Source organism: Sorangiineae bacterium MSr11954, from assembly GCA_037157815.1.
GTDB classification, from domain to species: domain Bacteria; phylum Myxococcota_A; class Polyangia; order Polyangiales; family Polyangiaceae; genus Pendulispora; species Pendulispora albinea.
Window position 1 is genome coordinate 5,303,006 of record CP089984.1, and the last position, 22,904, is coordinate 5,325,909.

Below are 22,904 nucleotides of genomic sequence, written 5' to 3' on the forward strand. Positions count from 1 at the left end.
TCACGCGCCCGTGGGGATGACGAAGACCGGCTCGGCCGGCTCGCCGAACGTGAGATCGCGCGACCAGCCCTCGCACTCCAGCTTGATGTGCTGAATGGCAATGGCGTTGGCGTTGGCGTCCAGATCGGGGAGGGCCTGGTATTCCGAAACCCAGCAATGCCAGATGTTGTAGGCGAGTACTTTCTGACCCGCCTCGTTCAGGAGGGCAATATAGATGTTTCTGCGAAAATCTTGAAGGGACGACTCCCGGCCAAGCCCTTGATCGAGCAGCCATACGCGCCCGGCCCACGTCTCGAACTCGGTATCGTGCGTCACGCCGCGCTCCAAGGTGATCGCATCGTATTTGGTGCGACCGGGGGCCTTGAAGGTCGTGCTCTGCTCGCCCCCTTCCCGGTACTCGATGACCTCGGTGGTCCTCTTTAGACCGCTCACCTTGGACATGCCCGCAATGGCAGGTCCATTTGGATTCCAAAACACCTGAAACTTGAAATTGGCGTAAGGTGTACGCCGTTGCGTCTTTGGATTGAACTTTGCCATGACTCTCCTCGGGTCTCCTCAGGTGGCAATCTGGCCGGCGATCTGCTGGATCGAGATGATGACGAACTCCGCCGGCTTGAGCGGCGCGAAGCCGACGATGACATTCACCTGGCCCAAATTGATATCGTTCTGCGTCGTGGTGTCGCCGTCGCACTTTACGAAGTAGGCGTCGCGCGGGGAGGCGCCTGCAAAGGCCCCCTGGCGAAAGAGGTTTTGCATGAACGCCCCGACATTCAAACGAATTTGGGACCAGAGCGGCTCCGCGTTGGGCTCGAAGACCGCGAACTTCGTTCCTCGGAACAGGCTCTCCTCGATGAAGAGCGCCAGGCGGCGCACCGGGATGTATTTGTAATCGTCCGCCAGCGCGTCGGCCCCGCGCAGGGTGCGCGAGCCCCAAACCACCGTCCCGATGATGGGAAACGTGCGCAATGCGTTCACGCCGAGCGGATTGATTTGGCCGTTCTCCGCGTCGGTCATGGCAACCGCGAGCCCTTGGACGCCGCCAATGCTCGCATCGACCCCCGCCGGGGCCTTGAAGACCCCCCGGGTCAAATCGGTGCTGGCCATGATCCCCGCAATCGCGCCGCACGGCGGAAAGGTATCCAAGCGCCCTTTGTTGAGCGGATCGGCCTGGATGAGCCTTGGGAAGAAGACCGCCGCGTTGCGAGCGTCCAAACCCGAAAAGTTGCCGAGGGCCGCCAAGCCACCGGGAGGGCCGGCGACGATGTTGGCCACATTGTTCCCCGTCGCCGGGGGGTTCCATGCGGTGGGCGGATCGACGATGAACAGCGCGCGCCTCTTGACGCAATACGACGCCGCCGCAGGAATCACGCGGGCAGGAAGGTCGCCCCCGCGTGTATCGGGCGGAATGCAAAGAAGGTTGAAGAGATCGGCGTCCTCGAGGCCGAAGATTCCGCTCCGGGTGTTCGGGTTCGTTGGAATGTAATCGTTCGCGCCGAGCGGGTTGCCATCGTTTCCAATATCCGCCGGCGCGCCCGAGTTCAGGGCCGTGGGCGCAAAGATGGCATTGGGCGGATTGGTGGCCGTCGACGGGGGCACCAAAAATTGCGGAAGCTCGGTCAACGACTGGCTTTGCAGCAACGCCGCGGTGGTCGCCGACACCCGGAGATACGCCGATTCGCTCGATACGGCGCTACCGGCCCCGATGCTCCCGAGCACCTTGTCGATCCGTCGCGGCGAATCGCTGGTGCCAAATGCAGGGACGCTGAGGGTCAGGTTGCGGATCCGCTCGACCTGCGTGGGGGTGCCGGTCACCGGATCGGGGAGGTACACGGCCAGATCGAAGACGACGAAGAGCCGCGGATCGAGGGCCGGCGGGGAGCCGGTGGGCGTGGTGGGGATACCGGGCGGGGCAAGGCCGGCGGCGATGATGGCATTCCCGTCGGTTTGCGGGATGAGCTGCACCGCGAGGCCCGTGCCCCACGATCCAGGCGATGCCGCTTGCAAGATGAGCGGCCCGGCGCCGGAGGGCGGCGAGCCATTGACGGGGAACGTCAATCGCGTTGCCCCGTCGGGGTTGGTGGAGCCCGGCGGCGGGCCTTCACGATAATTGTAAAGGCGGACGACAATGGCTTGTCCCCCGCCGTTTGCAAAGAAATCGCGAACGGCATAACTGACTGGGAAGTTCGCTCCGAGCCCGCCGAACACGCGCCCGAAGTCGCCGAAGCTGTTCAGGGTCACGGGCTGGTTGATCGGACCGGTCGCCGTGCGGCCCAAAAAGGCGGCGATCGCAGTGGCAACGGGCGTGATGGTCCTTACGCCACTTGGAATTTCTTGCACATAAACACCGGGATAGGAGACGGCGACGCTCATCAGTCCACTCCTTGGCAAGGCGTGCTTGGGATAGCGGGGCGGCATGAATGCTGCGCGCGATTCGGCGCCCGCCCGAGAACGCGCCTGCACATTGCTGATCCTATGACGGACCTGCCCACCTTTCTTCCCGCGCCGCCGCTTCTTTTTTTCTCTGCTTTTTCCTCCTTCGAACGGTGCATTTTTGCAACGTTGCATCGTCGAAAATTTAGGCGGCTCGCTTCACCGGGAAGATTTGCGTTCGGCAACGTCCATCCAAAGAGAATGGCGCCTCTCGTCAGCTGCATCATGCCCACGCGGGATCGGCGATCGTTCGTCCCGCGCGCGATTCAGTGCTTTTTGAAGCAAGAATACGAATCGACCGAGCTCCTGATCCTCGACGATGGCGACGACCCCGTGCGCGATCTGGTCCCCGCCGATCATCGTATCCGTTACATCCGAGGCGAGCGCGTGCAGAGCGTGGGCGCCAAACGAAACGTCCTCTGCAACGAGGCGCGCGGCGAGATTGTCATCCATTGGGATGACGACGATTGGTATCCATCTTGGCGCATCCGTCGCCAGGTCGACGCGCTGCGCCTTCCGGACGCGGTCATCTCCGGGACGAGCACGCACTACTTTTGCGACGCGTCGTCCGGTCGCACATGGCGTTATCAATATATCGGCGCCGGCCCCTTCGTGACGGGGGCCACGCTCGCCTACCGAAAATCGTTCTGGGAAGCGCGCCGCTTCCAGGACGTTCATGTCGGCGAGGACACACGCTTCGTCGAGGCCCCCTTGGCGGGACGGATCGTCGATCTCGCCCTCCCGTCCCTTTGCGTGAGCACCATCCACCCCAAGAACGTCTCCCCCAAGCTCCCCTTCGGCACCGCGTGGGTCGCCGTCGAGCCCGCGATCGTCCAAAGCTTGCTCGCGGAAATGCCGCTGGGCGCAGCCGCCGAGGGAGCGCTCGTGAGCTGCATCATGCCGACCGCCCATCGCCGCGCCTTCGTGCAGCTCGCGCTCGAGCTCTTTGCCGCGCAGGACTACGCGCGGGCGGAGCTCATCGTGGTCGACAGCGGCGATCCGGTCGAGGATCTCTGCGAGGGGATTTCACGGGTGCGTTATGTCCGAGCGCCGCGGGGGGCCACCATCGGAGCGCAGCGCAATATGGCCTGCGAGCACGCGAACGGCGACATCATCGTTCATTGGGACGATGACGACTGGTATGGTCCGGCGCGCCTTCGGAGGCAGATCGAACCCATCGCCTCGGGCCGCGCGGACGTGACGGGGCTGGTGAACCAATACACGTTGAACCTCGCCGACGGGAGCTTTTGGACGATGAGCGAGCAGCTCCACGAGCGCATGTTCGTGGGCAACGTTCACGGCGGCACCTTGGCGTACCGGCGCGCGCTGCTCGCGGACGGCGTCCGCTACCACGACGTCAACCTGGCCGAGGACGCCGCGCTGCTCCGGCTCTTGCTCCGCGCCGGCGCGCGATTGGAGCGGATCGCGAACGACGGGATCTTCGTCTATGTCCGGCATGGGCGCAATGCCTGGACATTCGACGCGGGCGCCTTCCTCGATCCAGCGGGGTGGTCGCGCATCGATGCCCCCTCGACCCTGAGCGCCGACGTGCTCGAACGCTACCTCGCGCTCGGAGGCCAACGCGCCGCCACCGCCGTCGTTCACGCGCGCACCCAGGCTCGCGAGCACGCGCACGCCCAGGATCGCGCAAACGAAGCGCTCGACTGCCTGGGAAACACGGAGATCGAATGGCCGCACGCACCGAAGGAGCTCGACCGCTGCGTGGCCCTGGTTGCAAACGAGCGTTACGCCGAGCTCGTCGAAAGCGCCTTGGCGTCACTGGAGCGCTTCGGCGATCTTCCGGAGGTGGGCCGCGTTCTCTTCGTGGAGGGCCACGCGCCGAGGTGCGAGGCCATCGCAGCCCGTTACGGCGCGTGCATCGTAAAATGCCGAACGCTCCGCGGCCATCCGCCCTCCCTGAAGGGCGTCCTCTATTCGATGGCGCGCGTCGTTCGCGCGCGTCAGTACTTGTGCCTCGACGCCGATGTGCTGGTGCTGGCCGGGCTCCGCCCCCTCTTCGAGCAGCACGCGGCCCTCCCCAAAGGCCATGTCCTCATTGCACCCGAAGCGACGCGACACGCTGTCGCGACACTGGGGCATGCGCTTCAATCCGTCTATATGGCCACACCGCACGAGGTGGAGTCGCTCGTTGGATCGCGATCCGCCATCGCCGCCGAGCCCCATGTGATCAACGACGGCGTCTTCGTGGCGGATGCGGATGCGCTCGCAAAGGTCGATGACTTTCTGCGCCGCGCCCCGCTCCTTCGCGAATGGGTGGGGGCGCGGGGCGATGTTTGGTGGAGGCAGAAGGCGGCCCTCAACATCGCCCTCGCCGCCGATCGCGCCATCGCACCCTTGGACGCAACGTACAACATGCAACTGCACATTCACCCCGTGGAACACGATGCACGCACCGGGGGTGCCATGTCGCGCGGCGCCATGTCGCGCGACTCCATTCGTGTGCTGCACTTCAACGGAGCAGGTCGCCGTCTCCACGCGGGGTGGAAGCAGCTCGTTTTGGGCTAAAACCGCTCGCTGCTCGAGCCACGCGCGCTGTCGGCGGCGGCCCCGCCCAGCTCGCGCTTTTCCACATACGCCGCACGCAAGAGAAGGCGGAGCTTACTTCGCGCGCGCGCGATGCGTGTCCCGACCGTCGCGACAGAGAGCTCGAGCCGAATGGCAATATCCTTATAGGAGAGTTGCTGAAACGCAAAAAGAACGTACGGTTCGCGAAAGCGGCGAGGAAGGAGCGGCAATGCTTGCCGCACATCCTCGATGCTCACACAGCTCCACGAGGGAGGCGGCTCCTCGATGTTCTCGGTGTCCTGGATACCCTCGATTTGGTCGAGGAGCGAAAGATCGAAACTTCGCTCTTTGGAGCTCCGCCGCCGCTCATCGACGAAGAGCCGAAAGAGCACGGTGCGCAGCCAAGCCCCTACATTCTCGGGGAAATCCGAGCCGTCCTCGCTGCCCTCCCAAAGCGCGCGGACCAGGGTCGCGTGCACCAAATCGTGCGCTTCGGAGCCGTTTCGCGTGAGCCGTTTCGCATACTCGAGCAGAGGGCGATATTCGGCAATTAAAGCCACACTGGTCGCGTCGTTGGCCAAGACGCCCTCCCCCGCCCTATCTAAACTGCAAAATAACATATACGACGGATGAGTGATGTCAATGAGGTCTTGCGTCTATTTGTCAAGACCCTATTAAGAAAGCGGGAGAAAGTTCGAGTGGGTCGAAGTCACATCTTTCTCGAGAGAGGACTTTCAACCGTATTGATTGCCATGGCGGTATCGCGGGTGGGCTGCGGGAACGAAACGTTTTTCGCAACGACACCGAATACTCAAATGGACTGCGGCGTCTCTAGCGGGAGCGGTGTATGCGCGGCCGACGCGGCTCTTCCACCCCCGGTCGACGCAGGGCAGGATTCGCCCGTCGATGCCGACGCGGGATCGCGTGGAAACGGGACTGGTAAGCTCGTGTTGTTCGGTGGCACCGGAGGTGGTGACACGTTGGGTGACACGTGGCTCTTCGATGGCAGCTCATGGGTGGCATTTCAAGGAGCGGGTCCCCCGCGTCGCTCGGACAGCCCTGCGATGGCGACCCTTCGCGGAAAGGCCGTGCTCTTCGGCGGCGCCATTCGGGCCGAGGGTGGGCCCATCATCGGCCCCGACGGAGGCCGCTTTCACACCGAGATCGCCGACGATACCTGGGTGTTCGACGGCATCGTATGGATCCACGTCGCCGCGAAGCCGGCGCCACCCGGCCGTGATTCCGCCGTCATGTCCACGCTCGACGGCAAGCTCGTTCTCTTTGGCGGTCAGGATCGCAACGCGGCTCCTCCCGCCTTCGTCGACACCTGGACATTCGACCTCGCGGGGTTCGCAACGGGGTGGATCAAACAAACCACCAGCGCCTGGCCCGTCTCCCCAGTGTCCGCGTCGATGGCGCCGCTCCAGGGAAAGCTGGTGCTGTTCGGCGGCTCCAGCGACGCGCCGCAAGGCTCCACGTGGATCTACGACGGTGCGAGCTGGGCCAAGCTGGATGTGAGCGGCCCGCCCGGGCGCTTCGGCGCATCCATGGCGGCGCTCGAGAACCGGCTCGTGCTCTTCGGTGGGTTCGATAAGAGCGCGTTCAAGAACCTCGATGACACATGGACATTCGACGGAACCACCTGGGCTCGCGTCGAAGGCCCCGGACCTTCCGCGCGCACCCACGCCGTCATGGCACCGTTGAACGGGAAGCTGGTGCTGTTTGGCGGCTTCGATGGACGCGATCAGAACGACACATGGACGTTCGACGGCAAACGCTGGGCGAAGCACGACGTGCCGGGGCCACCGGGACGATGGTGCGCGGCGATGACCGGGATCCAGCCGCCCGTCGCGGCAAGCGCTGGGAGCGCGCGGGCCGCCACGCGTTGATCTTCGCAAAATACGCAAAGATGTGGGGCGGACGTCGCAGCTGAATCGGGCTATATTTTGGCCAATATTGCGAATTTGCGAATCTTGCGATAGCTCTTCGAACGATGTCGAAGGCATTCATGGGTGTCCGACTTCGGCGCCTGCGCGAGGAGCGGCACATGAGCCAGATCGCGGCGGCGCGCGCGCTCGGGCTCTCGGCGAGCTACTACAACCAGCTCGAGAACGACGAGCGGCCGCTCACGGTGCCCGTCCTGCTCAAGGTGAGCGCCGTCTTCGGCATCGACGTGCAGGTCTTCTCCGAAGAAGAAGAAGCGCGCCTGATGGCGGACATCCGCGAGGCGCTGTCGTCGTCGGGATCCGAGGAGCACGTCGCCGCCGCGGAGCTGCGCCAGCTCGCGAGCAGCATGCCGAGCGTGGGCCGCGCGCTGGTGACGATGCATCGACGGCTTCGAGAGGCCATCGATCGGGCGGACGCCATGGCCGATCGGCTCGGGGGTGCGCGCCATTCCATGCCGTCGCTCCCGCTCATGCCGTTCGAAGAGGTGCGCGACTTCTTTTACGCGCGGCATAACCACGTCGACGAGCTGGACACCGCGGCCGAGTCGCTGTTCCACGAGGCCAAGCTGCGCATCGGCGACGTCGCCGCCGGCCTCGAGGAGCGACTCGCATCGCGGCACGGCGTCGAGGTCGTCATCCGCGAAGACGCTCCGAACATGCCCTCGCCGCAACGAAGGTACGATCCGCGCACGCGCCGCCTCGCGCTCACCCGCCACCTTTCACCGGGCCAGCGGGCGTTTCAAATGGCGACCCAGGTCGCGTTCCTGGAGCTCGGCGCGCGAATCCAACACGTGGTCGACGAGACCCGCTTCTCCAGCGACGAGGCGCGCGCCTTGGCGCGCATCGGGCTGGCGAACTACATCGCCGGCGCCCTCGTCATGCCCTACGGTCCGTTCCGAGAGGCTGCGGAGAGCCTGCGTTACGATATCGATTTATTGCGGCAACGCTTTGGGGTCGGGTTCGAGGTCACCTGCCACCGACTGAGCACCTTGCAGCGGGCGGACGCGCGTGGGGTGCCGTTCTTCTTCATTCGCGTCGATCGCGCCGGCAACATCTCGAAGCGCCAGTCGGCCACCGACTTCCACTTTTCGCGGGTCGGCGGCACATGCCCGCTCTGGAACGTCTACGAGGCGTTCGCGCAGCCGGGCCGCATTCTACGGCAGCTCGCCCAGATGCCCGACGGCCGTACGTACCTCTGGATCGCGCGCACCGTCTCACGCGGACACGGCGGTTATGCCGCGCCGACCAAGACCTTCGCCGTCGCGCTCGGATGTGACATTCGACACGCACACCGGCTCGTCTACGCAAAGGGCCTCGACCTCGACGACCCCAGCGCCCCCACGCCCATTGGTGCAGGGTGCAAGGTATGCGAGCGCACGGCGTGCCCGCAGCGAGCCTTCCCGCCGATTGGCGGGAAGGTCGTCGTCGATGAGAACGAGCGGCGGCTCGAGCCGTATGCGGTATTCGCGCGGGATGGCACGGGCGAAGGACCATGAGTCCATGAAGGTCCAGGCGCCATTGTCCTTCCAACCGGTTTGACCTATTCGAAATGATATGTGATTTGCAAAACGCACGGAGGCGTAGGTTGGGGGTACGTCAATTGCTCTGCGCGGCTCTCCATGAACCGTCCTTGGCTCGGGTTCGTTCGGGATCGACGCGGGGTTTCATCCGTCGAGTATGCGCTGCTTCTGGTGGGGATTTTGCTCGCGGTTGCGGGTGGATACCGGATCCTCGGTGCCACCAATTCCAAGGCGGCGAGCACGACGACGGCTGTGCTCCTGGGCGGCAACGCGACCGTTGCCGGCAACGGCGGTGGTGGGGTAACCGGTGGAAACGGCGGGCCAGGTAGCACCAGCGGCCCCGTCTGCGACGGCCGCGGATGCAGCGTTCCGGGTGGCAATTGCTTCGTGGCGGGGACTCGGGTGGCGACGCCCTCGGGAGAGCGTCCCATCGAGAGCCTTCACGTCGGTGATTGGGTGCTTGCGCGCGGCGAGCTCGATGGCGCCGTCACCGCGCGGCCGATCGTGAGCACCTTCGTCCGCGCGGCGCCTTCGCTGGTCGACGTTCATATTCAAACCGTCGAGGGCGATCGCGAGAGCATCCGCTCGACCCCCGAACATCCGTATTGGACACTCGATCGCGGGTGGGTGGGCGCCGGCGAATTGGCGGCTCATGAATCGTTGCTCGATCGCGCCGGGCACGAGGTGCGCGTGACGAAGGTGGTGCCCATCGCGCAGGAGGCGAGCGTCTACAATTTCGAGGTCGGTGTCGACCATACCTACTTCGTCGGGCGCACGGCGCTGTGGGTTCACAACCAGTGCGGAGGTGGTACGGGCGGCACCGGGGGCACGGGCGGCACCGGGGGTACGGGCGGGACGGGTAGCACGCCGCCGGTGCCGTCAACGGGGCCCGTGTTGAGCAACTCCGGTGGGTCGACCCCTTCGGGTGCGCCGCCGAGTACGACGACGCCAGGAACGTCGGGCTCGGGTGCGCCGTCCGGTTCCAGCGCGCCGCCGAGCACGACTGCGCCGGCAACATCGGGCTCCAGCGCGCCCGCAGGCTCCGGTGCCCCCGCAGGTTCCGCCGCCCCCGCGGGCTCCAGCGCCCCGCCCAACCCCCCGCCGCCGGCGACATTTCCACCGGGAACCGCGCCGCAGCCCATCCCGCCGGCGGCAGTGGCCGACCTTCCGTATATGAATACGAACAATACGTTCCGCCAGGGGCGCTTTACGTATTACAGCCACGACCCCAGGACCGGCGAACAATGGGTCGGCGGAACGGTCTTCACGAACAACCGCCCCAATGGCACCCGATTGCCCACGACCACGGCAAACGGCACCCCCATTACCTATCGAGAGTACGATATTCATCCCCACACATGGGGCGTGAACCGAGGCGCCGAGCGGGTCGTCATCGGCAGCGACGGGCGCGCGTATTACACGAACGATCACTACCAAACCTTCACGCAGATGTGATCGTGCGCCGTCGCCCGAGCGATTGACCTCGGAGCATCGTTGGCCACATCGGCGGATGAGGTCCCCTCCCGACCTCCCGCTTCGACAAATTGCAAATTCTCCTGACCGCGGTGTCGAAATCGAAGGGGGTGGTGCGACGAGGAGGTAACTCGCTCGTTTTCAACGCTCTACGGAACAGGAGAAACCGCCATGGGAAACACCGTCAAGCTTCACCGCATCCTTCGCACCACCCCCGAGAAGGTCTACCGCGCCTTCACCGAGGCCGACGCGTGGGCGCGCTGGCTGCCGCCCAACGGCTTCACGGCAAAGGTACACCACATCGAGCCGACCGTGGGTGGCACCTGGCGCATGTCGTTCACCAACTTCACCACCGGCAAGAGCCACTCGTTCGGCGGCACGTTCTTCGAACTCGTCCCCAATGAGCGCATCCGCTACTCCGACAAGTTCGACGACCCGAGCTTGGCCGGCGAGATGCAGACCACCGTCACCCTGAAGAAGGTGGCGTGCGGGACCGAGCTCACCGTCGTGCAGGAAGGCATCCCGAGCGTCATCCCCACCGAGATGTGTTACCTCGGCTGGCAAGAGTCGCTCGAGCACCTGGCGCGGCTGGTCGAGCCCGAGATTACGGACTAACGACCACCCCACCCGATTGCGATGTTTGCTCGCCAGACCCCGGCGTCCGTTTTCGCCGGGTTCATGGCGGAGATCCGGCGCGTTTCCCGCTGCGCTCGCGGCGCATCAGCGCCCGAATGTTCGGAGGCGCCGCGTGCCCGGCGACGAACAGCTTGCGAAACCAGCGCCGCGCCGGATCGCCATCGTGCCTCCGCGGCCACAGCGCCACCACCTCCGCCGCCTCGAGCGCGAGCGGCGGCGCCATGACGCGCAGCCCAAAGAGCTCGCGCGCGCGGTGGGCGACGGAGCGCGCGATGGTGCAGATGCAGTCGGACGACAGCACCGCCAGCGGCGCCGATACGAAATGCGGAACGCGAAGCACCACGCGGCGCGTCTTTCCGAGCTTGGCGAGCGCGCGATCGACCACACCGTCTCGCCTCCCCTCGATGCTGACGAGCACGTGCCCGAGCGCGACATACGTCGCCAGATCGAGCTTGCGCCCGATGGCCGGATGGTCGCTCCGCGCGATCACCGCGAACGGATCCCGGTACAGCGTCATTTTGCGCAAGCCCGCCGGTGCGCCTGGGAACGACGCGCCGAGGAGCGCCAGATCGATATCGCCGGAGGCGAGCGAGGCGACCGCCTTTGGCGTGACCCGCTCGATTTCGAGGCCGATGCCGGGCGCGTTCGCCGCAAGGTACGACAGCACGTGGGGCAGCATGGTGAGCTCGAAGTAGTCCACCGTGGCCAGGCGAAACGTGCGCTGGGCGCTCTTGGGATCGAAAGGCTCGGGCTCCGTGACCGCCTGCGCCAGCCCGTCGAGCGCCCTCGGCACGCGCGCGAGCAATTGCACGGCGCGCGGCGTGGGCACCAAGCCGCGCCCCTCGGGGACGAGCAGCGGATCGCCGAAGACCGCCCGGAGCTTGGCGAGGGAGTGGCTCATCGCCGATTGGCTGACGTGGAGCCTGCGCGCCGCCGCCCCCACGCTCCCCTCGACGAGGAGCGCTTCGAGCGCGGGGAGGAGGTTCAAGTTCATGGCGCGGACATCGAAATTGCTCATGTTGTACATGAGATAGAATCACTTTTCGTCATGGGTCGAAAGCCCGAGCTCGAGCCATGGCGACGCGCGACATCGGCGCGATGATGACGGGGGGCTCCGCTCAATGCGTCGCCACGACGCCGAACACCGCGGGGGGATCGGCGTCGACGATGGGCGGCCGCGGTACCCCTTGGGGAACGTTGATCAGGATGCGCCCGATCGATCCGCCACCGAGGCGTTCAAACAGGTCAAGGCGATCCCCAAGGGCGTCCACCTCGGAGGGAGCCCTCAACTGACCTCGCTCGATTTGAGCAGCATCGAGACCATCGGCTGGCAATTCGAGCTCTACAACTTGCCGGCGCTGCGTTCGCTCGAGGGGCTGCGCGGCCTGACCCGAGTCGAAGGCGACTCCATGACAATCTGGGGAGACTCGGGCTTCGCAAACCTCCAAGGGCTCGAGCACTTGACCACCGTCAAAGCCCAACTGCGGATCTCGGGGGGAATCTCCGAGCTCCGAGGGCTGGATAATCTGACCACCGTGGGGCCCCTCTACGTGGGCGACACCACCAACCTGCGTAGCCTGCGCGGCCTCGACAAACTCGCTCGAATCGAGGGGAAATCGGGCTTCTCGACCTCGACCGAAATCCGGAACAACGCGGCCCTGACCGAAATCGGCAGTTTGAATGCGCTCACCTACATCGAAACGGCGCTCGACATTTCCAACAACCCCAAGCTGACGCACCTCGCGGGTCTGCACGGGCTGACGTCGGCTCGGTACATCTATTTGAAGGCCAATCCCGCGCTGACGAGGCTCGACGGGCTCGATGCGCTCGCCGAATCGACCAGCAGCATCTACATCGCGGGAAACAACGCCCTCACGACGCTCGAAGATCTGCGCGCCCTCACCCGGGTCAACTATGATTTCACGATCGCGGAGAGCTCGCTGACCAACCTTGGTATGACCGCTTTGACCTCGGTCGGGACCTTCACCGTGAAGGACTGCGCGGCCCTCCCGAATCTGGACGGCCTCGAGGCGCTGCGTTCGGTCGGTCTCGACTTGTTCATCGAGAACAACGCGTCGCTCACCCGCACCGACGGGCTCTCGCACCTCACGTCCGTTGGAACGGGTTACTACCTCGGCCATTTCAACGTCCGGAAAAACCCCGCCTTGCCGGAGTGCCAACCCGCCGCCATCGTCGCGACCTTGCGGGCGAACGGCTACAAAGGGACGGTCGATATCAGCGCGAACGGCGGCGCGGGCACCTGCAATTAGGCGCCGCCGGCGGTCAGGGACCGCGCATCGAAATCGCTCATATCACCTATGAGATGGAATCACTTTTCGTGATGTGCCCTCGCCCCCAAGCTGTCGGCCATGGAAACGAATGTCGTCGATGCGATGGTGACCGGGGGGACGGGGTTGATCGGGCGCTGGCTGCTCGCCGAGCTCACACGCAAAAGGCACGTCGCCGCCATCGTGCGGCGCGCCGAGGACCGAGCCCCGGAGCTCCGGGCGTTCGTGGACGGCCACGGGGGCGATGCGCGACGGCTCACCGTGGTCGAGGGCGACGTGGAAATACCGGGCCTGGGGCTCGATTCGCCCTTCGACGCGGTGCGCGACGTGTTTCACGTGGCCGCGCGCTTCGCGTTCCGGCTCGATCCCGACGAAGCGCGGCGCGCCAATGTCGACGGAGCGCTGCACGTGGCGGAGTGGGCCCGCGCGCGGCCCCACTTGCGCCGGTTCGTGTACCTCGGCGGCTACCGCATGATGGCGCCATCGAGCCCGCTGCATGGCGCCTCTTGGCCGCTCTCCGAGGCGGAGCGCGCGCACCTCTCGCACCTCTCTCACCTCTCTCACCTCTCTCACCTCTCTCACCTCTCTCACCTCTCTCACCTCTCTCACCTCTCTCACCTCTATAGCCACCACGGCGCCTACGAAGCTTCGAAGCACGAGTCGTATCGGGCCATCCGCGGCTTCGCGGCGAGGTATGCGCTCCCATGGACCGCCGTGCACCCGAGCAGCGTCATCGGCGACGCGCGAACGGGGGAGACGACCCAAACGACGGGCTTCGGCGATCTCGTGGCGCGCCTCTGGAATGGGCAGCTCCCGGCGCTCGTGGGATCGCCGCGCACCTTTCTGCCCCTGGTCACCGTCGACGACCTTGCGCGCTTCTTGGCGACGGTCCCCGAGCGGAGAGAGACCGAAGGGCAAGACCTTTGCGTGCTCGATCCCGCCACCCCCGAGCTGCCGGATCTGGTGCGCGGCATCGCCCGTCACCTGGGCGTTCCGGCCCCGCGCCGCATCCTGCCGAAAGGGCTCGTCCGAGCGTTGCCGCGCGCGCTCACCGGCATCGAGCCGGAGAGCCTCGGTTTTCTCTCCGAAGAGCGCTACGACACCACCGCGGCCGAGGCGCACGCCAACGCCGTCGGCCTCGAGCGGCCACCCATCGCGACGAGCGTCGCGCGCTGGGCGGATTTCCTCGTCTCGACCCGCTTCGGCGACGATCCCCGCGCGGACCGAGGCGCCTTCCGCCATGGCACCTTCACCGTCGGCGATCCACGCACCGCCGAAGTCCTCTATTTGCACGGGCTGCCCTGGAACGGCGATGCTTGGAAAGCCGTCGCCGATCGGGTGAGCGCGCCGCATGCACGGATCGATCTGCCCGGCCTCGGCCGCTCGGCGCCCGCGGACCTCGACGACCTCGTCTGGCTCGAGCGGCTCCTGAACGAACGCGACGAGCCCATTCTCCTCGTGGGGCACTCCCTCGGCGCGGCCATGGCCGTGCGGTATGCGCACGCGCACCCGCAGCGCGTGGCCGGCTTGGTCCTCGTCTCCCCCGCGTTCCTCCAGCGCCGGGCGGATCGGCTCCTTCGCATCCCGCCCGCCGTCTCCCTCCACCTCCGGCGCGCAAAGCTCGCGGAGCTCGCGCACCACCTCGTCCCCGAGCTCGGGGCAGCGCGGCCCCCGCACCCGGCCGTCGCCAGCGCGCGCATCGATCTGCAACGAAAGGGCGTCTCCGCGCGGACCGCCAAGGCCCTGGCGCGGGCCTCCTGCGAACACGTCCGGCAAACCCTTCGCGACCAGCTGGAGTCCCTCCCCGTGCCCGTCACCGTCGTTTACGGCGATCACGATCCCCTGCTCGTCGCGACCCGCCACCCCGTTCACGCCATCGAACGCGCCGGCCATAGCCCGCATGTCTCGCGCCCCGAAGCGGTCGCCACCTTCATCGAGGCCGCGCGGGTCGGCCTTGCGCTGCGGCGCCCTTCGAAACGTCACACGGCGCTGGCCGGACACGCGGTGGTGTCCGTCGTCGAGCGGTAAGACACCCTGAAGCGCGAGGCGCCGCCCAATGGCCGCTTGGCTCGCGTGCAGCTTGCGCTCGGCCGCACCGACGCTCCCCTCGACGAGGATCGCCTCGCGCGCGGGGAGCACGTTCGGGTTCAGCCTCCCGCGCGCCAGCGCAGCGCCACGGCACCCGCGAAGTCCCCGACGTGGGAGAACCCGGCGAGCACGAGCGACGCGCCGTCGCGCAGCTGCCCCGATCGAATCGCCCGGTCGAGGGTGATGGGGACGGCGGCGCCAAACAGGTTTCCGCACTCTTCGAACGTATGCATATGGCGCTCGGGCGGCAGCTCGAGGGCCTCGCGCCAGCTGCGGAGGAACGCGCGATTGGGCTGGTTCGTGATGAGCGCGTCGATCGAGCTCGGCGCGATACCGCTCTTCTCGCACACGCGCCGAACCGCCTCCGGCACCAGGCGATTGCCCCGCGCGATCACGTCGGCGACGTTCCCCTCGGTGAACCGCAGGCGCATCTGGCTCGTCCCTGGCTCCCAATACTTCCGCTCGTTGTCGAGCGTGACCCCCATCTCGCCGGCGTGCTCGGGGATGTGCACGCAATCGATCGCCAGGATGGGCGACTCGTTCGACGCCGTCAGGTACCCAACGCCGCAGCCGTCGCCGGGGATCGCCGCCTGCGCGAGCTTGCGCACCTCGCTCTGCACGAACACTTGCCCCGCCATGTTCTGCACGTTGCACACGAGCGCAGACTTCGCGTCGCCGCGGGCGATGAGCTGCCGCGCGATCTTCATCATGTGCACGAACGACACGCAGCTCGCGTTGTGCACGTCGAGCAGCCATTCCGGTTTGCAACCAAGGCGCCGCGCGATCTCCACGCCGCACCCCATGACCGGGCAATCGGGGAGCTGCGTGTGCACCAGGAGCACATCCACCTCGCGCACGGCCGCGTCGCCCAGGCGCTCGCGGAGCGGGGCCACCGCCCGCTCGACCATATCGACCGCCGTCTCGTCGGGCGCGACGTGGTGGCGGTAAGCGGGAGCGCGAAACATCGGACCGTTCCGCAGCTGCGGATCGAACCCGGGATAGTCCGCGTAGAACTCCGCGCCGACACGTGCCTCGGGAAGATAGCTGGCGACGTCGATCAAGCTGACGGGGTTCATGCGGCGCTCCTCGCCCGCGCGTGCAGGGGCTGCCCGTGCGCATGCCGATGCTCCACGATGGCTTTGAGGTTCCCGAGCTCCACCGTGTGGCCGGCGTAGAACATATCCCAATAGGCGCCCACCCACGCGCGGTCCGGGGGTGCGAGCTCCGGATGGGGGTTGCGATCGTAGTTCGGGTGCCGGCAATTGGTCCACGTGACCACGGAGCCGCGTTTGCCGAGCACGAGCTCCGCGGGGATGACGCGCATCAGGTAGATCATCCAGAGCTCCTCGCCTTGATCCCACGCGCAGTGGTAGTCGACCGTCATGGCCTCCGGATTCGCGGCCACGCGGCAATAGATCTTCGTGCCCACCTCGAGCGTGTCGCGGCCGACGTAGAGCCCGGGCTCGTCGGTGGGCTCGAAATCCCGCGTGCTGAACGTCCACTCCTCGAGGCAGTGCACGTCGGCCAGATACTCGAAGACCGCGCGCGGCGGCGCATCGATGTAATCTTGAATCGTGCAATACCGTTCATAGAGCATCTGGTGCGAATAGGCCGATTGGGTCATCCCCATGATTTGGGCGATGAGCGCCTCTTTGGTGGTGGTCTCGCAGCGATGGATACCGGGTATGTCATTCAACGTAGAGAGGAATGTCTCGTTCGGGTTCATCGGTGATGCCTTTCTCGGGTGGGTCTTCGCCGCACGCGGCCAAAAACGGCGCGAACGGGGGGATCTCGTCGGGGTCCAAATCCAGGGCAACGAACGCCGGACCGCGCGTGCCGTTGGCGCGGACGAGCGCATGCCGGAGCTCCGCCACGCTCGCGGCCTCCGTCGCGGCCAAGGTGGGAAACATCGCCGCGATACCGGCCCCGATGTGCGCAGGTCGGAACCGGTTGAAGCTGTACGCGCCGCCGTAAAAGAGCTCCTCACGCGTGGCGCACATCGCGTGCGCATTGTTGTTGAGCACCACGAACGTGACGGGCGCGTCGTACTCGATCGCGGTGTGCACCTCGAGCCCGTGCATGAAGAACGAGCCATCGCCTGCGAGCACGTACGTGCGCCGCCCCGTCCCCAACGCGGCGCCGATGCCCGCGCCGAAGGTGTAACCCATGCCCCCCATGCCCAGGGCCACCACGAACCGGCCATCGCGCGGCGCGGGCAAGAGGTGAACGGCGGTGGCCGCCGCGTTGCCCGCGTCGACGAAGACGTGCGCGGCCGCGGGCAGCGCCGCGGCGATGGCGGCCACGGCATCGCGGTACGACGGGCCCGTCGCCCGCGCGCCGCGCTCCTTCACCCGCGGTAAGGCCGTGGGCGGTACGAACGGCGGCGGCGCGGCGGCGCGCACCCGGGGCGTGAGGCGCTCGAGAGCGCGCCGGAGCTCGGCGCGCAGCGGACCGGGAATGTGCACCGATGGGTTTCCGGACACGAACGGCGGCTCGGGATCGAAGCAGACCAGGGGCTTGTTCGAGATCGCAGCGTCCAGGCCGGCGCTGGTCATCCGCGGCGCACGTGTCCCCACGAGCACACAGAGCGCCGCGCCCCGCAGGTGCGCGAGCACGCTCGGATGGCCCATCACGCCCGCGACGCCGACGAAGCGCGGGTCGCGGTTGTCGAAGACGTCCTTGGCGTCCGGCGCGACGGCGACGCGCGCATCGAGATCGGCGGCGAGACGGAACAACTCATCGCGCGCATTGGCGCGGGCGACCCCCTCGCCGGCGAGGATCAGCACCCCACCCTTGGACTGCCTCCCATGCTCGAGCAGCGAAAGCGCTCGGGCGCGCGATGCATCTCCGTCCGCCCAGTCCAGAGGCTCCTCGTCGGGTGCCGCGGCGACGGCGAGCGATCCTGCCTCGAGGGTCGCTTGCTGCACGTCCTTGGGGAGCAAGAGCACGGCGGGGCCCGGCAAGCCGCCCCGGGCCGCGGCGATGGCGCGGGGTAGCACGTCGACGATGTCCTCCGGGTTCTCCACGCGGGTGCAGAATCGCGCCAGCGCGCCGAACAGACGCGCGGCATCGAGGCTTCCAGCGCGCCCGCTCGAGTCTTGGAAGGCGCCGCCGCCCTCGAGCGTGGTGGGTGGCTGCCCCACGAGCGCGAGCACCGGGATGCGCGACGCCGCGGCCTCGGCGAGCCCCGGTACCAGGTTCATCGCGCCGCCGCCCGAGGTGGCCATGACGACCCCCAGGCGGTTCGTCGCGCGGCTGTACCCGTCGGCCATGGTCGCCGCGGAGAGCTCGTGCTTGGCGACGATCGCGCGAATCGCCCCGCCGTCGCCGTGCTGCGCGCGGAACATTGCGTCATAGAGATCTTCGATGTTCGCGCCGCCAACCCCAAAGACGTGCTCCACACCATATGCGCGCAAGACGTGGACGATAAAATCGACGACACGGGGCTTCATAGCGCACCCGGGCCGGCCATCGCGACGGTCCATCCATCGCGCGACACGGCGAAATGACGATTGGACATACTCATTTCCACGTCTACTATTTTAAGATCGAATCCGTGACATAAATTAAGACGGATTCGTTGTTTTAATGACCGCGCCCGATCGCGCACCTTTCTTCTCTTTCGCAAAGCGACGATCGCGCCATCACGTGGCGCGACAATGAAAATTCACACCTCCACGAGGATCGTGTCGCGCGTTCGTTACGCCCATCGCAAAAGCGAAGCCAGGCGCAAGAAACGCGGAGAATGTAACCTTACGTGTCGCCCGAGGGATCGATTCATTCGGGGCCGGCGCCCCTCGTTTCGCGTGATGGACACGTCTTCAAAGCGGCGATCGACCAAGCGGGAAGTGCGGGTGCGATCTGGACGATCGCGTCCATGGAATCACAGGATCGCACCCGTGCCATCGGCTCTATCACCGCCCTTCTCACACCTTGGCACGTACCGTTTCTGCGCCAGAGTGTACCACCGTGCTCGATACGAGTGTACCAGTCGGCGATCGCTGTACCAAAATGGTACATCGAGGTAGCTCCCTGCGAAGAGAGTCGCCCGCGAAATAGGTATCCCTCCGAGAGAGAGGCATATCCGCGAAAAAGGTGCCGACATATCCATGGCGCGATACGTCGCCCGAGACTCGTGCAAAGAAATGGCCGATCGTGGCGAGCGCTGCCCAATCCTATCGCGGCGCAAACGCATCGAAATGACTCAAGTGACATATGAGATAGAATGCCTCTTCGTCATGTATCCAATGCGCCAAGCTCTCGGCCATGGCTACGAGTTCGTGGATGCGATGGTGACGGACAGGACGGGATTGATCGAGCGCGGGCGGCTCGCCGCACGCGTGGGATCGAAGCGCACCTTTCTGCTCCTCGTCGCCGTCGATGACCTCGCGCGCTTCCTCCCGCATCTCCCGCGCCCGCAGCGGTCGCCACCTTCATCGAGGCCGCGCGGGTGGGCCTTGCGCTACAGCGCTCTTCGAAACGTCAGGTTCACACGGCGCCGGCCGAGCAAGCGGTGGTGTCCATCGTCGAGCGGTAAGACGCCATGGAACGCGAGGCGCGAGGGGCCGCCCCACACGACGACGTCGCCGTGATCGAGCGGAACGCGGCGCGGTCGATCCGAGCGGGTCGCGCCGCCGAAGAGGAAGGTGGCGGGGAGCCCCAAGGAGACCGAGACGATGGGCGCCGAAAAGTCGCGCTCGTTTCGGTCTTGGTGCAGGGAGAGCCGGGTGCCGGGCTCGTAGCAGTTGATCAAGCACGAGTCGGGGGCGTAGCCGGGAAAGCCCGCGACGGCTGCGGCGCGCACGGCCAGATCCGCCAGCAGCGCGGGGATGCGCGGCCAGGGGCGGTCCGTCTCCGGATCGGTGGGGCTATACCGGTAGCCGGTGAGATCGGTCACCCAGCCCGCCTGGCCGCAGTTGGTCATCGCCACCGACATGCGAAAGCCGCCCGGGGTCACCATGCGCCGAAAAGGCGCCTCGGCGACCACGGACTCGATGGCGCGGAGGTCATTTTCCTCCGATTCGTTCACGAACCCACGCAAAACCACGGCCCCGGGCGCGAGCGCCTCGCGGTGGGGGGCGGCGTTGGGAAACGTGTCGAACAGGCCGAGCGTCACATCCCGAGTATAGCGTCGCGGGAGAGCTCGCGGAGGGTGCGGGTGACCTCGCGCAGCCTTTGCGGCCAGCGGCCCGTTCGATAGCGCACCCCGTGGGCCTCGCACGCGGCGCGAACGCGGGGCGTGATTTCCCGCAGGCGGTTGGGTGGAAAGGTGGGAAACAAGTGGTGCTCGATTTGCCGATCGAGCGCGCCGCAGAGGATCGACACCACGTGCGGAACGTCGAAGTCGTGCGCGCCTTCGGCCTGCATCGCATACCAAGCGCCCCGGCCTTTGGGGCGCTCGTCGGGTGGGAACTCGGTGGCGCCCACGTGGCCGCAGTAAATGGTGGCCGCCGCGTACACATCGCGGCCCACCTCGGAGAGCACGTTGCCGAGCAGCGTCTTCCAGAAGAAGGGCCCCGACAAAAGAGGAAGCAGCACGTACTCGCGCCCGTAGTAGCGCGCGAACTTGCGAAAGGCGGCGCGGTGGGCCGCGCGAACGCCCTTGGCGCTTCGGTCGTGCAGGATGGCGGGCTCCTCGCGACCCCAGTGCACGTCGAGGAGCCCCGTGACGTGCAGGTTGATGGCGCCGGCGAAGCCGAGCCAGGTCGCGAAGTTGCTGAGCGGCTGGTGCCGAAAAATGGGGCGGTAGCTCACATAGGCGCTGAGGCGCAGGCCGCCGAAGTCGAGATCGGGATCGCGCCCCAGCACATTGGCGTGCTGATGGTGCTTGCCATTGTGATGGTTGCGCCAGCTCCTCTCGTCGATGGGCGCCTTCCAGTAGAAGCTCTTGGCGCGGTACCGTTCGGCGCCCTCGAGCCGATCGTAGGTGCCGTGCAGGCTGGTGTGGCCGATCTCCATCAGCTCCAGCACCTTGTGGAGCCACAACGCGGCCACCCCCGCGCCAAAGCTCAAAGGGTCCAGGCTGACGAAGATCAAGCCGCGTCCCAGGATCTCCGCCGCCCGCGACACGCGGCCGATGCGGCGAATATGGGCGACGTCTTCGGGTCCCAAGCGCGCTTCGACGTCGTCGCGCAGCGCATCGAGGGTTCGTGCAAAGGAAGCAAAGCGCTCGTCGTCGGTCGCAAATGACATCTGCATCGTGGCTACACCTACGAGACCGAGGCGAACGCCGGCGCGCTCGTGTTGGCGTCGAGCCATGCGATCAGCTGCGCCTCCACCTTGTCCCGATCCGGCTCGTGGAGCAGATCGTGATAAAGCTCATCGAAGATCACCAAGGTCTTGCGTTCGGAGCGCGCGCGCTCGTTGAGCTGCCGGCTGCCATCGGGCGAGGTCACCCGATCCGCGCCGCCGTGCATGATGAGGAGAGGGACGGTGAGCTCCTCCATGCGCTTTTGAATCCGGTCGATGGCGTTGATCAGCTCCTTGGCCGTGCGCGCCGGAGCCGCCGCTTGGTGCACCAGCGGATCGTTCTTGGTGGCCTCGACGACCGTGGGATCGCGCGAAAAAAGGCAGGGATCGAGCTTGTACACCGCCGCCTTGGGCGAGAGGGCGGCGGCCATCTTGGTCGCCAAGGTGGCGAAGCCCGAGAGCGCGCCCTTCAAAGCTGCGCCGCTCAAGACGATCCCGGCGATATCGGGTTTGCGGGTGATGGCATACAACGTCACAATCGAACCGCCGATATCGTGCCCGAACATGAAGATGGGGAGCCCGGGCTCCAACCGACGCACGCGCTCCACGAAAATTTCGACGTCCGACACGTAATCGTCGAACTCATCGACATACACGCGAACGCCCTCCGAGCGCGCGTGCCCGCGCAAATCGAACGAATGAACCGCGTAGCCTTGCTCGACCAAGTGCCATGCCACCTCGGCATAGCGGCCGCTGTGATCTTTGAGCCCGTGCACGATCACGAGCACCCCCTTCGGCGGCGTGCTGGGGCGCCACGACTGCTCCGAGAGCTTCGTATCCCCTGCCCCGAGAAAGGTCCCTTCGCGATGTTCCATGATGTTCGTTCATCCCCTCTCCCGCGCGTCCGCCCCAGGTTCGAGGTAGGGATGAGCGCGCGGCGCGATGGTTGGCTCAGCGAGGGCTCAGGGAGCGAGCGCTTCGCGATGGCTCACGTCGCCATCGAATGGAAAGAGCCGTCAATCTGACGCCGTGTTGGTAGGTCGTCAAGTCGCGACCAAGTTGCCCTCGTTACCATCGACCGTCGTCTCAGCGACCGGCGGAGCTCGAGCCATGAACGGTTCGGCGCTCTAGGTCGGTCACCGCACCATGGGCACATCGTCGATACCTTTGTACAGCACATCGATCGACACCGCGGCCTCGCAAATTTCGAATGTGCCCGATTCGATGTACTGCCAGATCCACCCGTCGCGCCCGCGGCGATAGACTTGAACGAACTTCTCGGTCTGCGAGACCAGAACGTATTGCTGGAGGGATGCGAGGGTCTCGTAGGCACGCAGCTTGATTCCTCGGTCGACGCGCTCCGTCGTCGGTGACAGAATTTCGACGACTGCACGTGGGTTCACGATGGCTCGCCCTTTCACCTCATCAAGGCGCGGAGGCTCGCAGGTCACGACGATGTCGGGTCCAAACGCCTCGTCGGTTTCCTCGCAATAGACCCCCATGGGCCCGAACACGGTGCATCTCCCGGCAAAGGCCGTTTCCAAGCAGGTGATCAGAGACGCCATCAAGCGAGCGTGCCTCGGCGAGGCCTGGTTCATCGCCACGATCTGCCCGTCGATGAGCTCGTAGCGGCGGTCTCCCGGAAGTTCCATCTCGCAGAACTCCGCGTAGGTGGTTCGCAAGGGCCGCACGGCTTGGCTCATGTCCGATCTCCTGTCGCGAAAGATACCATGAATGCGAACGACGGGAAGAAGTTGCCCTGAAGCGCCGGCGTGAGCGAAAAGAAAGTCTGGCGCAAAGCCCCATGC

General features: G+C 66.1%; 18 protein-coding genes. 7 read left to right on the forward strand and 11 right to left on the reverse strand.

What is annotated here, in order from left to right:
- The gene (locus tag LZC94_20625; protein WXB19619.1) at nt 1-537 is read right to left on the reverse strand and encodes a phage tail protein; all 537 of its coding nucleotides are present in this window, start codon (nt 535-537) and stop codon (nt 1-3) included.
- Between the two features lie 18 nt (nt 538-555).
- Nucleotides 556-2,370, reverse strand: coding sequence for a hypothetical protein (locus LZC94_20630; protein ID WXB19620.1), 1,815 nt, complete (start codon nt 2,368-2,370; stop codon nt 556-558).
- A 285-nt stretch (nt 2,371-2,655) separates the two neighbouring features.
- On the opposite strand from LZC94_20630, the gene LZC94_20635 reads away from it, so the two are divergent.
- Nucleotides 2,656-4,956, forward strand: coding sequence for a glycosyltransferase (locus LZC94_20635; protein ID WXB19621.1), 2,301 nt, complete (start codon nt 2,656-2,658; stop codon nt 4,954-4,956).
- On the opposite strand, the gene LZC94_20640 is transcribed toward LZC94_20635, so the two are convergent.
- A complete protein-coding gene (locus LZC94_20640) occupies nt 4,953-5,537 on the reverse strand; it encodes a sigma-70 family RNA polymerase sigma factor (GenBank protein ID WXB19622.1) in 585 nt (194 codons plus the stop codon). The genes LZC94_20635 and LZC94_20640 overlap by 4 nt on opposite strands.
- A 399-nt stretch (nt 5,538-5,936) precedes the next feature.
- Between LZC94_20640 and LZC94_20645 the strand changes: the two genes are divergently transcribed.
- The 4 genes from LZC94_20645 (at nt 5,937) to LZC94_20660 (ending at nt 10,510) form a co-directional block, all read left to right on the forward strand.
- The gene (locus LZC94_20645; protein ID WXB19623.1) at nt 5,937-6,845 is read left to right on the forward strand and encodes a hypothetical protein; all 909 of its coding nucleotides are present in this window, start codon (nt 5,937-5,939) and stop codon (nt 6,843-6,845) included.
- 119 nt (nt 6,846-6,964) lie between these two features.
- On the forward strand, nt 6,965-8,398 hold the full coding sequence (locus LZC94_20650) for a short-chain fatty acyl-CoA regulator family protein (protein ID WXB19624.1): 1,434 nt from the start codon (nt 6,965-6,967) through the stop codon (nt 8,396-8,398).
- 123 nt (nt 8,399-8,521) lie between these two features.
- Complete coding sequence (locus tag LZC94_20655) at nt 8,522-9,877, forward strand: Hint domain-containing protein (GenBank protein WXB19625.1); 1,356 nt, start codon at nt 8,522-8,524, stop codon at nt 9,875-9,877.
- Between the two features lie 189 nt (nt 9,878-10,066).
- A complete protein-coding gene (locus LZC94_20660) occupies nt 10,067-10,510 on the forward strand; it encodes an SRPBCC family protein (protein ID WXB19626.1) in 444 nt (147 codons plus the stop codon).
- Between the two features lie 61 nt (nt 10,511-10,571).
- Here the strand turns inward: LZC94_20660 and LZC94_20665 are convergent, their stop codons facing one another.
- On the reverse strand, nt 10,572-11,549 hold the full coding sequence (locus LZC94_20665; protein ID WXB19627.1) for a LysR family transcriptional regulator: 978 nt from the start codon (nt 11,547-11,549) through the stop codon (nt 10,572-10,574).
- A 169-nt stretch (nt 11,550-11,718) separates the two neighbouring features.
- Here LZC94_20665 and LZC94_20670 point away from each other — a divergent pair, with 169 nt between their 5' ends.
- Nucleotides 11,719-12,801 carry a hypothetical protein gene (locus LZC94_20670; GenBank protein ID WXB19628.1) on the forward strand — a complete coding sequence of 361 codons (1,083 nt, stop codon included), beginning with the start codon at nt 11,719-11,721 and terminating at the stop codon, nt 12,799-12,801.
- 99 nt (nt 12,802-12,900) lie between these two features.
- Nucleotides 12,901-14,847 carry an alpha/beta fold hydrolase gene (locus LZC94_20675; protein WXB19629.1) on the forward strand — a complete coding sequence of 649 codons (1,947 nt, stop codon included), beginning with the start codon at nt 12,901-12,903 and terminating at the stop codon, nt 14,845-14,847.
- A 119-nt stretch (nt 14,848-14,966) separates the two neighbouring features.
- Here the strand turns inward: LZC94_20675 and LZC94_20680 are convergent, their stop codons facing one another.
- The 7 genes from LZC94_20680 to LZC94_20710 form a co-directional block, all read right to left on the reverse strand.
- Complete coding sequence (locus tag LZC94_20680; protein ID WXB19630.1) at nt 14,967-15,983, reverse strand: hypothetical protein; 1,017 nt, start codon at nt 15,981-15,983, stop codon at nt 14,967-14,969.
- A complete protein-coding gene (locus LZC94_20685; protein ID WXB19631.1) occupies nt 15,980-16,633 on the reverse strand; it encodes a hypothetical protein in 654 nt (217 codons plus the stop codon). The genes LZC94_20680 and LZC94_20685 overlap by 4 nt, the downstream gene beginning before the upstream one ends.
- Nucleotides 16,596-18,359 (reverse strand): thiamine pyrophosphate-binding protein, encoded by a 1,764-nt coding sequence (locus LZC94_20690; GenBank protein WXB19632.1) that lies wholly within the window; start codon nt 18,357-18,359, stop codon nt 16,596-16,598. Before LZC94_20690 ends, LZC94_20685 begins: the two co-directional genes overlap by 38 nt.
- Nucleotides 18,360-19,369: 1,010 nt before the next feature.
- The gene (gene alkB, locus LZC94_20695; protein WXB19633.1) at nt 19,370-20,023 is read right to left on the reverse strand and encodes a DNA oxidative demethylase AlkB; all 654 of its coding nucleotides are present in this window, start codon (nt 20,021-20,023) and stop codon (nt 19,370-19,372) included.
- Nucleotides 20,020-21,105, reverse strand: a complete 1,086-nt coding sequence (locus LZC94_20700) for a fatty acid desaturase (protein ID WXB19634.1) — start codon at nt 21,103-21,105, stop codon at nt 20,020-20,022. Before LZC94_20700 ends, alkB begins: the two co-directional genes overlap by 4 nt.
- 11 nt (nt 21,106-21,116) lie before the next feature.
- A complete protein-coding gene (locus LZC94_20705; GenBank protein WXB19635.1) occupies nt 21,117-21,971 on the reverse strand; it encodes a lysophospholipase in 855 nt (284 codons plus the stop codon).
- A gap of 261 nt (nt 21,972-22,232) precedes the next feature.
- Nucleotides 22,233-22,799 carry a Uma2 family endonuclease gene (locus LZC94_20710; GenBank protein ID WXB19636.1) on the reverse strand — a complete coding sequence of 189 codons (567 nt, stop codon included), beginning with the start codon at nt 22,797-22,799 and terminating at the stop codon, nt 22,233-22,235.
- Nucleotides 22,800-22,904 lie beyond the last annotated feature (105 nt).